General features: G+C 70.1%; 13 protein-coding genes. 8 read left to right on the top strand and 5 right to left on the bottom strand.

The window, feature by feature from the left end:
- Positions 1-156: 156 nt before the first annotated feature.
- Together ABFX54_RS16475 and ABFX54_RS16470 are read left to right on the top strand one after the other, a co-directional pair.
- Positions 157-1107, top strand: a complete 951-nt coding sequence (locus ABFX54_RS16475; protein ID WP_346105668.1) for an MBL fold metallo-hydrolase — start codon at positions 157-159, stop codon at positions 1105-1107.
- A gap of 71 nt (positions 1108-1178) precedes the next feature.
- Positions 1179-1403 (top strand): hypothetical protein, encoded by a 225-nt coding sequence (locus ABFX54_RS16470; protein WP_346105667.1) that lies wholly within the window; start codon positions 1179-1181, stop codon positions 1401-1403.
- A 29-nt stretch (positions 1404-1432) separates the two neighbouring features.
- Here ABFX54_RS16470 and ABFX54_RS16465 read toward each other — a convergent pair whose 3' ends face one another.
- The 4 genes from ABFX54_RS16465 to pdhA form a co-directional block, all read right to left on the bottom strand.
- Complete coding sequence (locus tag ABFX54_RS16465) at positions 1433-1726, bottom strand: Dabb family protein (protein ID WP_346105665.1); 294 nt, start codon at positions 1724-1726, stop codon at positions 1433-1435.
- Between the two features lie 155 nt (positions 1727-1881).
- Positions 1882-3318, bottom strand: coding sequence for a dihydrolipoamide acetyltransferase family protein (locus tag ABFX54_RS16460; protein ID WP_346105664.1), 1437 nt, complete (start codon positions 3316-3318; stop codon positions 1882-1884).
- Positions 3319-3330: 12 nt separating this feature from the next.
- On the bottom strand, positions 3331-4311 hold the full coding sequence (locus tag ABFX54_RS16455) for an alpha-ketoacid dehydrogenase subunit beta (protein ID WP_346105662.1): 981 nt from the start codon (positions 4309-4311) through the stop codon (positions 3331-3333).
- Positions 4312-4353: 42 nt separating this feature from the next.
- Positions 4354-5445, bottom strand: a complete 1092-nt coding sequence (gene pdhA / locus ABFX54_RS16450; RefSeq protein ID WP_346105660.1) for a pyruvate dehydrogenase (acetyl-transferring) E1 component subunit alpha — start codon at positions 5443-5445, stop codon at positions 4354-4356.
- 224 nt (positions 5446-5669) lie between these two features.
- Between pdhA and purS the strand changes: the two genes are divergently transcribed.
- The 4 genes from purS to purL all read left to right on the top strand — a co-directional run bounded on the left by purS (position 5670) and on the right by purL (position 9612).
- Positions 5670-5915 (top strand): phosphoribosylformylglycinamidine synthase subunit PurS, encoded by a 246-nt coding sequence (gene purS, locus ABFX54_RS16445; RefSeq protein ID WP_346105659.1) that lies wholly within the window; start codon positions 5670-5672, stop codon positions 5913-5915.
- Between the two features lie 233 nt (positions 5916-6148).
- Entirely contained in the window at positions 6149-6535 is a 387-nt protein-coding gene (locus tag ABFX54_RS16440; protein ID WP_346105694.1) for an ATP-binding protein, read from the top strand.
- Between the two features lie 123 nt (positions 6536-6658).
- Positions 6659-7342 (top strand): phosphoribosylformylglycinamidine synthase subunit PurQ, encoded by a 684-nt coding sequence (gene purQ, locus ABFX54_RS16435; protein WP_346105657.1) that lies wholly within the window; start codon positions 6659-6661, stop codon positions 7340-7342.
- 20 nt (positions 7343-7362) lie between these two features.
- Entirely contained in the window at positions 7363-9612 is a 2250-nt protein-coding gene (gene purL, locus ABFX54_RS16430) for a phosphoribosylformylglycinamidine synthase subunit PurL (RefSeq protein ID WP_346105693.1), read from the top strand.
- Between the two features lie 294 nt (positions 9613-9906).
- Here the strand turns inward: purL and ABFX54_RS16425 are convergent, their stop codons facing one another.
- On the bottom strand, positions 9907-10809 hold the full coding sequence (locus tag ABFX54_RS16425) for a collagen-like domain-containing protein (protein WP_346105655.1): 903 nt from the start codon (positions 10807-10809) through the stop codon (positions 9907-9909).
- A gap of 196 nt (positions 10810-11005) precedes the next feature.
- On the opposite strand from ABFX54_RS16425, the gene ABFX54_RS16420 reads away from it, so the two are divergent.
- Together ABFX54_RS16420 and ABFX54_RS16415 are read left to right on the top strand one after the other, a co-directional pair.
- Positions 11006-13030 carry an adenylate/guanylate cyclase domain-containing protein gene (locus ABFX54_RS16420; RefSeq protein WP_346105653.1) on the top strand — a complete coding sequence of 675 codons (2025 nt, stop codon included), beginning with the start codon at positions 11006-11008 and terminating at the stop codon, positions 13028-13030.
- 33 nt (positions 13031-13063) lie between these two features.
- The gene (locus tag ABFX54_RS16415; protein WP_346105652.1) at positions 13064-13726 is read left to right on the top strand and encodes a Crp/Fnr family transcriptional regulator; all 663 of its coding nucleotides are present in this window, start codon (positions 13064-13066) and stop codon (positions 13724-13726) included.
- The last annotated feature ends 24 nt before the right edge of the window (positions 13727-13750 follow it).

The raw sequence follows: 13750 nt of genomic DNA, 5'->3' as shown, positions 1-13750 counted from the left end.
GCGTTCCGTCGTCGTGCGGGCGTTCCGTCGCGCGGGCGTTCCGTCGCGCGGGCGTTCCGTCGCGCGGGCGTTCCGTCGTGCGGGCGTTCCGTCGTGCGGGCGTTCTGTCGTCGGGGACACAGCCGGGCGGCGCGCCGGGCGAGTAAGTTCCCCGGCATGAGCTCATCCCCGCACGACGACCACCATCCGGCCGCCCTGCCGCCACCGCGGGTCGAAGAGGTGTCGGACGGCGTGTTCGCCTACGTCCAGCCCGACGGCAGCTGGTGGATCAACAACACCGGGTTCCTGGCCGGGCGGCGCGGCGTCGTCGTCATCGACGCCTGCTCCACCGAGCGCCGCACCCGGGCCTTTCGCGAGGCGATCGGCAAGGTCAGCGACCGGCCGATCACCACGCTGGTCAACACCCACCACCACGGCGACCACACGTTCGGCAACTGGCTCTTCCCCGAGGCCACGATCGTCGGGCACGAGGGCGTGCGTGAGCAGATCATCGCCGACGGCATGCCCGCCTACCGCGCCGCGTGGTCGCCCGAGGTGGAGTGGGGCAAGCTCGAACTCGCGCCGCCGTTCCTCACCTTCACCGACCGGATCACCCTCCACTCCGACGACCTGCGCTGCGAGGTCAGGCACCTGGGGCACGCCGCCCACACCACCAACGACTCCTACGTGTGGATCCCCGAGCGGCGGCTGCTGTTCTCGGGCGACCTGGTCTTCAACGGCGGGACGCCGTTCGTGCTCATGGGCTCGGTCGCCGGGGCGCTCCAGGCGCTCGAACAGCTCAGAGAGCTGGGGGCCGAGACGGTCGTGCCCGGTCACGGCGAAGTGTGCGGGCCGGAGGCGTACGAGCCTGTGGAGCGTTATCTGCGTTTCGTCCAGGAGACGGCTCGGCGCGGCAAGCAGGCGGGCCTGACGCCGCTGGAGGCGGCCAGGGAGACCGACCTGGGCGAATGGGCGGGGCTGCTCGACGCCGAGCGGATCGTGGGCAACCTGCACCGCGCCTACGCCGAACTCGACGGCCAGCCCTTGGGCGCCCCGATCGACGTGGTCACGGCCGTGCTCGACATGATCACCTACAACGGCGGGCAGCCACTGTCGTGTCTCGCCTGACGAGTGACGGGTGTGATCGGCTACAGCCGGGTATGACCGTGGCTGTACTCGCCGTTTGCCTGGAGGTCGTCATGGGTGTCGGGGTCAGCATCTTCTTCCTCACGCTTGGCGCCATCCTGAAATTCGCCATCGAGCCCGACGTGTTCGGTGAGAGCGTCCACATGGACATCATCGGCATCATCTTCATGATCGTCGGCGGCGTGGGCGTGGTGCTGAGCATCGTGCTGGCCCCTCGTCGGGGCCAGACGTCCGACGGCAGGCTGATGCACCGCGAGAACAACCCGCCGGACCTCTGACGGTTTCCTCGCGGCCGGTCAGCGCCTCATCACAGGCTCAGCTGTACCGCCGCGCGCCTGGCCACGATCGGCTTGATGTGCTCGGCGATCACGGCCTGGTGGCCGGGGTCGTCGCGGTAGACGAGGTAGTCGTCGACGCTGTCGAAGTCCGCCACCACGGCGAAGTCCCAGGTGTCCTGGTTGACGCCCGCGTCGGCGCCGACCGTGTAGGAGCGCAGCTGGGGGATCTGGCCGGGCAGTTTGCGCAGCTCGGTGACCACCCTGGCCTTCTGCTCGTCGGTCGCTTCCTCGGTCCAGGTGAACAGCACGATGTGGCGAATCATGAAAGCCACTTTAGCCATGTATCAAATGCCGGCCTCGGCCGCTCTGACGTGATCGGGGTGCGGGCGTCCCCACCGTACGGCGATCGCCGGGAGAGGGGTCCTCCCGGCGGTCGCCGTACCGGTTCCACAGCGGTCCCATAGGGGTCTGCGAGCGTTCAGCTCCAGGCGAGCATGCGGACGGGGTCCTCCAGCATCGCGCCGACGTCGCGCAGGAAGTTCGAGCCCAGCTCGCCGTCCACGATCCGGTGGTCGAACGAGAGCGACAGGGTCGCCACCTTGCGCACCGCCAGCGCGCCGTCCACCACCCACGGCATGTCCCTGATCTGCCCGACGGCGAGGATGGCCGATTCGCCGGGGTTGAGGATCGGGGTGCCGCCGTCGACGCCGAACACGCCGACGTTGGAGATGGTGAAGGTGCCGCCGGTTACCTCCGACGGCTGCATGCGGCCCGCCCTGGCCGTCTCCGCCAACTGGTTCAGCGCCCTGGCCAGGTCGGGGAGCGACAGCTCGTGGGCGTTCTTGACGTTGGGCACCACCAGGCCGCGCGGGGTGGCGGCGGCGATGCCCAGGTTGACGTAGTGCTTGATCACGATCTCCTGGGCCTCCTCGTCCCAGGAGGAGTTGATCATCGGGTGGCGCCGCGCCGCCGTGAGCACGGCCCTGGCCACCAGGAGCAGCGGGGAGACCTTGACCTCGGCGAACTCCTCCATGGTGCGCAGCCGCCGGACGGCCTCCATGGTGAGCGTCATGTCCACCTGAAGGAACTCGGTGACGTGGGGCGCGGTGAAGGCGCTGGAGACCATGGCGCGGGCGGTCGCCTTGCGTACGCCCTTGACGGGGATGCGCTCCTCGCGCTCCTTCTGGGCCGGCGCTCGGACCGGCGCGGTCACCGGCTCCTCGGCCCTGGCCGCCGCCTGGATGTCGTCCCTGGTGATCGAGCCCTGCGGGCCCGTGCCGGTGATGGCGGTCAGGTCGACGCCCAGGTCCTTGGCGAGCTTGCGTACCGGAGGCTTGGCCAGGACCGCCACCCGGGCGGGGGTCCCGGCCGGTGCCGCCTGAGGGGCGGGCTGGGGCGGTGGGGTGTCCAGCTCCACCCTGGACGGGTTGGCGACCGGGTTGGCGGGGATGCCCTTGCGCGGGCGGCGCTTGGTGGTGCCGGTCTTGACGCCGTAGCCGACCAGGACCGCCTGGCGCTCCTCCTTGGGGGCGGGGCTGCCGTGGGCGCCCGGCTCGACCGCGCCCTCGGCGGGCGGCCTCGGCACCAGGTCGTCGGCCAGCGCCTCGGCCTTGCTCCTGGCCGCGCTCCTGGCCGCGGCTCCCGCACCCGTGCCGGCGGTGGCCTCGTCGCCGGGCTCCGAGGTGTCCACGGCGATGATCGGGGCGCCGACGTCGACCGTCTCGCCCTCGTTCACCAGGAGAGCCGCCACCACGCCGTCATACGGGCTCGGCAGCTCGACGGCCATCTTGGCGGTCTCGATCTCCACCAAGGTCTGCTTGACCTTGACGGTGTCGCCGGGCTTGACGTGCCAGCGGAGGATCTCAGCCTCCGTCAGCCCCTCGCCGACGTCGGGCAGCTTGAACTCGCGTCGCATCGCCGAACCCCCTCAGTACCCGAAGACCCGGTCGACGGCGTCGAGCACCCGGTCCAGGTCGGGCAGGTAGTGCTCTTCGAGCTTCGACGGGGGGTAGGGGGTGGAGAAGCCGCCGACCCGCAGCACGGGTGACTCCAGGTGGTAGAAGCACTCCTCGGTGATCCGCGCCGCCAGCTCGGCCCCGAGGCCGCTGTTGACCGGCGCCTCGTGGACCACCACGACCCGCCCCGTCCGGCGTACGGACTCCATGATCACCGGCTCGTCGAGCGGGTTGAGCGAGCGCAGGTCGATGACCTCCAGCGAGCGCCCGTCGTCCTCGGCCGCCGTGGCGGCCTCCAGGCAGGTCTTGACCATGGGCCCGTACGCCAGCAGCGTGACGTCGGCGCCCGGCCGCACCACCTTGGCCGCGTGCAGCGGCGTCCACCAGTCGGTGGAGGTGGTGTCGATGTCGGCCTTCTCCCAGTAGCGGCGCTTGGGCTCGAAGAACACCACCGGGTCGTCGCTGCGGACGGCCTGCTGGATCATGGTGTAGGCGTCGGCCGGGTTGGAGCAGGCGACGACGCGCAGGCCCGCGGTGTGGGTGAAGTACGCCTCGGGCGACTCGCTGTGGTGCTCGACCGCGCCGATGCCGCCGCCGCAGGGGATGCGGACGACGACGGGCAGCTTGATCGCGCCGAGCGAGCGCATCGGCATCTTGGCCAGCTGGGTGATGATCTGGTCGGCCGCGGGGAAGACGAACCCGTCGAACTGGATCTCGCACACCGGCCGGTAGCCGCGCAGCGCCAGCCCGATCGCGGTGCCGATGATGCCCGACTCGGCCAGCGGTGTGTCGATCACGCGGTCCTCGCCGAAATCCTTCTGCAGGCCGTCGGTGACCCGGAAGACGCCGCCCAGCTTGCCGACGTCCTCGCCCATGATGAGGACCTTGGGGTCGTCCTCCATGGCCTTGCGCATGCCCTCGTTGAGCGCCTTGGACAGACTCAGGATCGTCACGACGCCTCCTTCGCGACCGCCGCCACGGCAGGCCGGTACGACTCAGTCACGGAACCCCTCCAAGTACGCGGCGAACTGGGCGCGCTCCCGGTCGATCAGGGAGTGGGGCTCGCGGTAGACGTGGTCGAAGATGTCGAGCGGCTCGGGGTCGGGCATGGCCAGGCAGCGCCTGCGCAGGTCGGCCCCGAGCTGGTCGGCCTCGGCGTCGACGGAGTCGAAGAACGCCTGGTCGGCCAGCTCGTTCTTGAACAGGTAGGACTTGACCCGCTCGATCGGGTCCTTCAGCTTCCACGCCTCCAGCTCGCTGGCCACCCGGTAGCGGGTGGGGTCGTCGGTCGTGGTGTGGGCGCCCATCCGGTACGTGAACGCCTCGATGAGCGTCGGGCCCTGCCCCGTACGGGCGGCTTCGAGCGCCTTGCGCGTCACGGCCAGGCAGGCGAACACGTCGTTGCCGTCGACCCTGATGCCGGGGAAGCCGAAGCCCGAGGCCCGGCGGTAGAGCGGGATGCGGGTCTGCTTCTCCAGCGGCTCGGAGATGGCCCACTGGTTGTTCTGGCAGAAGAACACGATGGGCGCGTTGAACACGCTGGCCCAGATGAACGACTCGTTGACGTCGCCCTGCGAGGTGGCGCCGTCGCCGAAGTAGACGATCGTGGCGGCGCTGGCGTCGTCGCGCTGGATGCCCATGGCGTAGCCGACCGCGTGCAGGGTCTGGCTGCCGATCACGATCGTGTACAGGTGGAAGTTGTGCTCCTCTGGGTCCCACCCGCCGTGGTTGACCCCCCTGAACAGCCCCAGCAGCTTCACCGGGTCCACGTCGCGGCACCAGGCGACGCCGTGCTCGCGGTAGGTGGGGAAGGCCATGTCGGAGTCGGTCAGGGCGCGGCCCGAGCCGATCTGGGCGGCCTCCTGGCCGAGCAGCGAGGCCCAGATGCCCAGCTCGCCCTGGCGCTGCAGCGCCACGGCCTCCAGGTCGATGCGCCGGACGAGCGTCAGGTCGCGGTAGAGCGACTGGACCTCCTCCGCGCTCAGGTCGATGTCGTAGTCGGGGTGCTCGACCCGCTCGCCCTCGGGGGTGAGCAGCTGGACGAGCTCCGGAGGTGCTTCAGCACCACGAGAGGCGTCGGTTGTCATGCCACTCCTGCTGGTCGGGGCTGGTGTCGATGGGGTTGCCACCTTAGGCCAGCCTTTTTCGCGGCGAACCGCTAGGTGGTGGTTCGCCCGCTGTTGGGGCCATCGTGGCAGACGTCACAGCCCTGTGCGCAAGCCCCATGTCCTCCCCGTTCCCGTTGTGTCGGCAGCCACACGCGCCGGTAGGCTGTGCTTCCCATCCACCCACCGCTCCCAGGAGGAACGCAGTGGCCCGCGTCATCGTGGACGTCATGTTGAAGCCCGAGATCCTCGACCCGCAGGGCCAGGCGATCGCCAGAGCGCTGCCGAGGCTCGGTTTCTCCGGCGTCTCCGCAGTGCGCCAGGGCAAGCGTTTCGAGGTCGAGATCGAGGGCGCGGCCGACGAGGCGGCGCTCGCGGAGGTGCGCAAGATGGCCGAGACACTGCTGGCCAACACGGTGATCGAGGACTACGCCGTCAGGGTCGAAGACTGAGCCGGAGGCCGGGAAGGCACTTTTGGCGCCGGATTTCCCCCGCGGCGGTTAAAGCCGGGTTCGGCCGTGCCACAATGCCACGGGCTTGCCAACAGTAAATAACAACAACGTGATTTTGCGGTTAGCCCCGTTTTCTCAGGGAAACCTACTCCAGGTGACATTCCGGAGCCCGGAGGAGTCCGGTGGATATTGAGTTCTCGTTGGCCCTGCCTCGGGATGCGATCGGCATACCGATGGTCAGGCGGGTGCTAGGCGACGCCATGCGTTCACTCAACGTGAGTGAGACGTGCATCGCCGACATGCTGCTCGCCGTCTCCGAGGCGTGTTCCAACGCGGTCCGGCACGGAGGGCCGGCCAACCGCTACGAGGTGACGGCCGCGATCGGCTCGGACCACTGCGACGTACGCGTGGCCGACAACGGCTCCGGCGTGCCGTCGATGCCGCGTCAGTTCCCTCCTCCCGACACTGAAAACGGCCGCGGCCTGCTGATCATGCGCTCCGTGGTCGACGAGATCTCCTTCGGCATCACGCCGGGGCGTGGCACGACCGTCCATCTGCGCAAGCTGCTCGACAGGGACGAAGAGGCGCAAGCCCGTCCGCGTGAACTGGCCGCGGTCTGACCTGCGTGTCCGCTCGTGGCTGAGCCGATGCGGACCATGGGGAAGCACCCGATAACCTGGTGACACCGCCGTCCACCCCGATCGGGCGGTGGCGCGCGCATTCCTCTGGAGGGGACGACTGTCATGAGCGCTGCCCGTGTGGGCGTTGTCACGTTTCCCGGCACTCTCGACGACCAGGACGCAGCCAGAGCCGTGCGCCTCGTCGGCGCGCAGGCGGTTCCGCTGTGGCACGCCGACCACGACCTCAAGGGAGTCGACGCCGTCTTCCTGCCCGGTGGCTTCTCCTACGGCGACTATCTGCGCTGCGGGGCCATCTCGCGTTTCGCGCCGCTCATGGAGGAGCTCGTCCCGGCCGCGAAGGCGGGGCTGCCGGTGATCGGCACGTGCAACGGATTCCAGATCCTGTGCGAGGCGCATCTGCTGCCCGGCGCGCTGACCCGTAACGCCTCGCTGCACTACGTCTGCCGCGACCAGCGGGTCAGGGTCGAGCAGACCGCGACCGCCTGGACCAACTCGTTCGAGCCCGGCCAGGAGATCGTGCTGCCGGTCAAGCACGGCGAGGGCCGCTACGTGGCCTCCGAGGAGACGCTCGCCGCGCTGGAGGCCGGCGGTCACGTGGTCTTCCGCTACGCGGGCGGCAACCCCAACGGCTCGCTCAACGACATCGCCGGCATCCGTAACGAGGCGGGCAACGTGGTCGGGCTCATGCCGCACCCGGAGCACGCGGTCGAAGAGCTGGTCGGGGCGCCGAGCACCGACGGTCTGGGCTTCTTCACCTCCATCCTGAAGAATCTGGTGAACACGTGAGCGAGGGAACCGGCAGGCACATGGCCGACAGCGTGAAGCGAGCCGCGCAGACTCCCGAAGAGCCGATGCCCTTCGCCGAGCTGGGGATGAAGTCCGAGGAGTACGACCGGGTCAAGGAGATCCTGGGTCGCCGTCCCACCGGCTCCGAGCTGGCCATCTACAGCGTCATGTGGTCCGAGCACTGCTCGTACAAGTCCTCCAAGGTGCATCTGCGGCAGTTCGCCACCAAGGCGCCCGCGTCCGAGGCGCTGCTGGTGGGCATGGGGGAAAACGCCGGCGTGGTCGACATCGGCGACGGCTGGGCGGCCACGTTCAAGATCGAGTCGCACAACCACCCCTCCTACGTGGAGCCGCACCAGGGCGCGGCCACCGGCGTCGGCGGGATCGTGCGCGACATCATGTCGATGGGCGCGCGCCCGATCGCCGTCATGGACGCGCTGCGCTTCGGCGCCGCCGACGCGGTCGACACCCGCAGGGTGCTGCCCGGCGTGGTCGAGGGCATCAGCAGCTACGGCAACTGCCTGGGCCTGCCCAACATCGGCGGCGAGGTCGTCTTCGACCCGTGCTACCTCGGCAACCCGCTGGTCAACGCCCTGTGCGTGGGCCTGCTGCGAAAAGACCAGATCAAGCTGGCCACCGCGCCCGGGCCGGGCAACAAGGTCGTGCTGTTCGGCGCCTCCACCGGCCCCGACGGCATCGGCGGCGCCTCGGTGCTGGCCAGCGCCACGTTCGAGGACGAGTCGCAGGCCAAGCGGCCGGCCGTGCAGGTGGGCGACCCGTTCATGGAGAAGCTGCTCATCGAGTGCTGCCTTGAGCTCTACGCCGCCGACGTCGTCGTGGGCATCCAGGACCTCGGCGCGGCCGGCGTCTCCTGCGCCACCACCGAGCTGGCCGCCAAGGGCACCGGCGGCATGACCGTCGACCTCAACCTGGTCCCGCTCCGCGACCCCTCGCTCAGGCCCGAGGAGATCCTCATGAGCGAGTCGCAGGAGCGGATGATGGCCGTGGTCCGGCCTGACGACATCCCCGCGTTCATGGCGATCTGCAAGCGATGGGACGTGCCCGCCGCCGTCATCGGCGAGGTCACCGACACCGGCCGCCTGGTCATGACCTGGGACGGCGAGGTCATCGTGGACATCCCGCCGGGCACCGCGGCCGACGAGGGCCCGGTCTACGAGCGGCCCTTCCACGAGCCCGCCGGGCAGGCCGCGCTCAACGCCGACACCCCCGACCGGCTGGAGCGGCCCGCCGACCTGCGCGAGACGCTGCTCAAGCTGCTCGGCTCGCCCAACCTGGCCTCCAAGGAGTGGGTGACCGACCAGTACGACCGCTATGTCCGCTCCAACACCGTGCTGGCGCAGCCGGCCGACGCGGGCATGGTGCGCATCTCCGAGGTCATGGCGGGCGCCGAGCCGACGACCCGGGGCATCGCCCTGGCCACCGACGGCAACGGGCGTTACGCCAAGCTCGACCCCTACGCGGGGGCGCAGCTCGCGCTCGCCGAGGCGTACCGCAACGTGGCCGTCACCGGTGCCAATCCGCTGGCCGTCACCAACTGCCTCAACTTCGGCTCCCCCGAGGACCCCGAGGTCATGTGGCAGTTCGCCGAGGCCACGCGCGGTCTCGCCGACGCCTGCCGGGCCCTGGGCGTGCCGGTGACCGGCGGAAACGTCTCCTTCTACAACCAGACGGGCTCCACGGCGATCCACCCGACGCCGGTCGTGGGCGTGCTCGGCGTGATCGACGACGTGGCCGCGCGAGTGCCGACGGGGTTCGTCGCCGACGGGCTGCGGGTCGTGCTGCTGGGCGACACCCGCGACGAGTTCGGCGGCTCCGAGTGGGCTCACGTCGCCCACCGCCACCTGGGCGGGCTGCCGCCCAGGGCCGACCTGGAGGCGGAGAAGGCGCTGGCCACCGTGCTGGTCGAGGCCGCTCGGCGCGGGCTGCTCGCGGGCTCCCACGACCTGTCGGACGGCGGGCTGGCCGTCGCGCTGGCCGAGTCGTGCCTGGCGCGGGGCGTCGGGGCGACGGTGGAGCTGACCGGAGACGCCTTCACCGACCTGTTCAGCGAGTCGGCGTCGCGGGCGCTCGTCGCCGTGCGGCCCGAGGCGTACGCCGAGTTCGCCTCGCTGTGCGGGCGGCACGACGTGCCCTGCTACGGGCTCGGGATGACCGGTGGGAGCTCGCTGGTGGTCGAGGGCGCGTTCGAGGTCCCCGTGGCGGAGCTGCGGGAGACGCACACGGCGGCGCTGCCGGCGCTGTTCGGCTGAGGTTTCTTTTCGGCGCCGGTCTTTCAGGGCCTGTCTTTCAGGGCCGGTACGGAGGTCCGTACCGGCCCTGTCACCCACGACCGCAATCCCGCACGTGCCGGTGACCGCCTGACGGGCGTCGCGCGCATATGCCGGCGTCCGTCCGACGGTCACCACTTGTCCGTGCCTGCCACCGTCCGACGGCCACCACCCACAGCACCTTTGGGTGCTGGCCTGTGTCCGGCGGGCGGCACGTGCACGTGCGGGCCCCTTCCCTCTGGTCGTGGGGTGCATGGGCGGCTTTCGCCGTGGTCGTTACTTCTTCTCCAGGCAGACGGCGTAGACCGTGCCGCCGCCGCTGCCTCCGTTGCCGCCGCTCGACTGCTGCGACGGGCCCTCCGCGGTCTTGAAGTCGGCCTTGGTGATGGCGACCGACCAACCACCGTTCGTCGGCATGCTGCTGGTCACCTGGTAGCGCGAGTCCACCTGGAAGCCGCCGCCGGTCACGGCGTCGCCCTTCTTGCAGCTCGCCGTGCCGGAGTTGCCGTTGAACCGGTCGCTGACGACGTAGGTGGTGTAGGCCGCGCCGCCGCCGGGCTCGCCCTTCGGGCCCTGGGGTCCCTGCGGGCCACGCTGGCCGGTGTCGCCCTTGGGTCCCTCCGGCCCGCGGTCGCCCTTCGGGCCCGCGGTGCCGGGCTTGCCCGGCTCGCCCTGTGCGCCCGGCTTGCCCGGCTCGCCCTGTGCGCCCTGGTCACCCTTGGGGCCCTGGTCACCCTTGGGGCCTTGTTCGCCCTTCGGTCCCTGCTCGCCCTGCGGCCCCTGAGGCCCTTGAGGGCCGGCCACGCCCTGCTTGCCCTGCGGCCCGGGCCGGCCGTGCTGGCCCCGGTCGCCCTTGAGGCCCTGCGGCCCCTGCGGGCCCTGAGGACCTTCGGGGCCCGCGGGGCCCTGGCTGCCCGTCTGGCCGGTCGTGGACGTGCCGCCCCCGCCGATGAGCACGCGTACCTCGGTCTTCCTGCACTTGGCCGTGGCGTTGACGATGCGGACGTAGCGCGACTTCCTGTGCACGCACGCGACGACCGTGCCGGCCGTAGCACCCGAGGCGGCGGCGGAGACGGCGGACGAGGCGGTGGCGACGCCGCCGGTGGCGAGGAGCGAGGCGGCGAGCGCCCCCACGGTGGCGAGCGTGAGCGTACGCCCGCGGTGGACCTGGCTAGGCACGATTCCCCTCCAGAGGGTTCGGTGATGCTCATGGGATGCATGAGATTCACGCTTCAAACGTTCCAAAGGGTGACACTGACTACGTAACGCATTGATCACAAAACAGAGGGTTACTGGCGTTGTTGACGATTTGTCGGTGCCTAGGGTGAGTAAAACGACGCAGTCCCGACAGCGAGCGAGCGTGGATAATCGATGCGTGCCAACCCCCGCTCCCGCGTCCTATCTCCCGCCCGCCACCCAGCCCGTGCGCGGCGTGGTGTGGGGAATCCACCTCGTCGTGCCCATGCTCGGGCTCTGGCTCCTGCTCGCCCAGCCCCACCTCAACGTCCCCTGGCAGCACAACGCCAGCCACTTCTGGATGATCATCCTGGTGGCCGGGGTCAACGTCGTGCTCGGCGTCCTCATCAGCGAGTCCTCGCGCCGGCGGCAGGACGCGCGGCTGTTCCTGGTCTCCATGGTCTTCCTGACCAGCGCCGGGTTCTTCTTCCTGCACGGGCTGTCCACCCCGAAGGTGATCCTCGACACCGGCTCCGTCGGGTTCGACATCGGCCAGCAGGTGGGGCTGTCGATCGCGGCGCTGTTCGCGTTCGCCTCCGCGCTGCCGCTCGGCGAGCAGCAGGCCAAGGCGGTGCTGGGCGCGCAACACTTCGTGCGCGCCGCGCTCGTCGGCATCATGGTGCTCTGGGGCGTGACCTCGCTGGTGCCCGGCCTGACCTCGCTCAGCGAGCCGCCTCTTGAGTCGCCGATGACCTGGCTGGCGTGGGCGTCGGTGCCGGGGCTGTTGCTGTACGCGGCGGCCAGCGTGATGATGTTCCTGCTCCACCGGCGGCGGCCTTCGGCGATGCTGATCAGCCTGATCACCGCCTACGCGCTGCTGGCCGAGTCGATGGTCGCGGGCATGTCCCAGCTCAACTGGCACCTGTCCTGGTGGGAATGGCACATCCTGCTCGTCTTCGCCTTCGTCTTCGTGGCCTACAGCTCCTACCTGCAGTTCAGGAGGGAGGGGTCGAGCGCGGGGCTGTTCGACTCGGTGGCGCTGTCGGCGACCGTGCGGCGCATCCAGCGCGACTACGACAAGGCGCTGGAGGAGATGGTCGAGCACGTACGCAGGGGGGAGCCGCTGGCCGCGACCCGGCTGTCGGGCAAGTTCCGGCTCAACGAGGGCCAGGCGGCGGTGCTCGACCGGGCGGGCGAGGCGCTGGCCAACGAGCGGGCGCTGTCGGAGCGGCTGGCCGCGCTGGTGTCGGTGAGCGCCCAGACCAAGGTCGGGCTGCCGGAGGAGCAGTTGCTGACCTCGTCGCTCGAACGGGTGCGGCAGGCGTACGGTGATGTCAAGATCGCGCTGGTGGCCGACGGCCGCACCCAGATCGGCTCGCGCGACTACCAGTTCGCCGACGGCAACCCGATCAGGCGTGACCAGCTGCTGGCCTTCCCGCTGACCGTCAAGGGCAACCTCGCGGGCGTGCTGGAGGTGCCGATCGGGCGGACCAACCAGGACGAGGCGCTCGCCGCCACGCTGGCCGGCCAGTTGTCCATCTCACTGGAGAACGCCCGCCTCTACCAGGAGCTGCACACGCTCTTCCACCAGTACATGTCGCCCGACGTGGCCCACGCGCTGCTGGCCGACCCGCGGCAGGCGGCGCTGGGCGGCGAGGTGAAGGAGCTGACCGCGCTCTTCGCCGACCTCAAGGGCTTCACCACGTTCTCGGAGAAGGTCACGCCCGGCGAGATCGTCGAGATGCTCAACCGCTACCACACGGCCGCGGTGCCGTGCATCCTCGACAACGGCGGCACGATCGTGCAGTTCGTCGGCGACGCGCTGCTGGCCCTGTTCAACGCGCCGGCCACGCAGGCGGGGCACGCGCGGTCGGCCTGCAAGGCCGCGCTCGCGATGCAGCGGGCCGCGTCCGAGATCGCCGAGGAGATGGCGTGGAAGCGGGAGGACGACATCGAGTGGCCGACGTTCCGGGTGGGTGTCAACACCGGTCCCGCGCTCGTCGGCAACATCGGCAGCCCGGAGCTGCGCGGCTTCAACGCGATGGGCGACTGCGTCAACGTGGCCGCCAGGCTCCAGGGCGTGGCCGAGCCCGGCACGGTCGTGATCGGCGAGACGACACTGCGGCAACTGGGCGATGACATCACGGTGACACCGCTGGGAAGACTCAGCCTCAAGGGCAAGGAAGAGCTCGTCACGGCCTATGTTCTGACCGAAATGACATAGAACGGTGATAGCCGTACCGACATAATCAGGCGCATGGATCCAGAGCCCGGTGAGTTTCTTTCCATGCTGACCCCGGAAGAGGTCGAGGCCCTGCGCTCGGCCGGCCGGCCGAGGCGCTGGGATCGGGGTACCACCATCATGACCGAGGGCGACACGTCCGACTGGGTGCTCCTGCTGATGGAGGGCCGGGTCAAGTGCTCCTCCCACACCAGCGGCGGCACCGAGGTCGTGCTGGCCGTACGCGGTCCCGGCGCGCTGCTGGGCGAGCTCTCCGCCATCGACGGATCCCCCCGCTCGACCACGGTGACCGCGCTTGAGCCGATCTCCGGCATCGTGGTGCGCGACTTCTCCACGTTCCTGGAGTCCCACGGGCGCGTGGCGGTGCTGCTGATGAAGCTGGTCAGCGGGCGACTGCGCGACGCCGACAGGAAGCGGATCGAGTACGGCGCGTTCGACACCACGGGCCGGGTCGCCACGCGACTGCTTGAGCTGGCCGAGCGCTACGGCGAGAAGACCAACAGCGGTGTGCGCGTCGCGCTGCCCCTGTCGCAGGACGAGCTGGCCGGCTGGACCGGCGCCTCCCGCGAGGCCGTCAGCAAGGCGCTGCGCACGCTGCGCGACCGGGGCCTGATCGAGACCGGCAGGCGGCGCGTGGTGATCCACGACCTTGAGGGGTTGCGCAAGCGAGCCAGGTGACCCCTGGTACAAATCGGACGTACG

Origin of the sequence: Nonomuraea maheshkhaliensis, assembly GCF_039529435.1 — a bacterium.
In the GTDB taxonomy this organism is placed as follows: domain Bacteria; phylum Actinomycetota; class Actinomycetes; order Streptosporangiales; family Streptosporangiaceae; genus Nonomuraea; species Nonomuraea maheshkhaliensis.
The sequence above is the reverse complement of the archived record's forward strand: the minus strand, read 5'-3'. Positions and strand labels throughout refer to the sequence as shown.